Raw genomic sequence first — 545 nt, forward strand, 5'->3', positions numbered from 1 at the left:
CGCCGTCGTTCAGGGCGACCGGCAGGGTGAACTTGCCGAACGGGACCCAGGCCTGGGCGTTGCTGTTGCTGGAGGCGACCTGGACGGTCGCCTCCTTGCCGTCGATGCGGACCTTGCAGGCGACGGCCGGGCCGGCGGGCTCGGCGGGGACGCCCTCGCGGGCCCAGAGGCCGAGGATCGGCTTGTCCTTGAGGGCCTTGGTCAGCGCCGCGGCGGTCGCCTCGGAGCCGGCGTCCTTGGCGTCGACCTGGAACAGCAGCACCCCGGTCTCGTCGTTCGGCAGCGAGTCGAGGTGATCGACGAAGTCCTGGGCCAGCGTGAGTTCGTACTCATAGGCCTTGCCGCTACGCTCGGCGAGCTGGGCGATGACGTCCCATTCGAGGCCCTGGGCGACCCGCCACATGACCATCTGCGAGACCGTCGCCGGGGCCTTATCGGCCGCCAGCCGCTTGAGCGCCTTCTGAACGCGGGCGTCGCCGCTGACCTGCGACACGTCGCCGATCTGGAGCTTCTCCCTCTCGGCCGGGAGCCGGACCGAGCCGTCT

The 545-nt window shown here is 70.8% G+C and carries 1 pseudogene; it reads right to left on the reverse strand.

Features of this window, described 5'->3' with window-relative positions:
• Window positions 1-545, reverse strand: a pseudogene (locus G6O68_RS32050) (hypothetical protein); the annotation flags it as partial.

It is taken from the genome of Paludisphaera soli (assembly GCF_011064595.1).
GTDB lineage: Bacteria > Planctomycetota > Planctomycetia > Isosphaerales > Isosphaeraceae > Paludisphaera > Paludisphaera soli.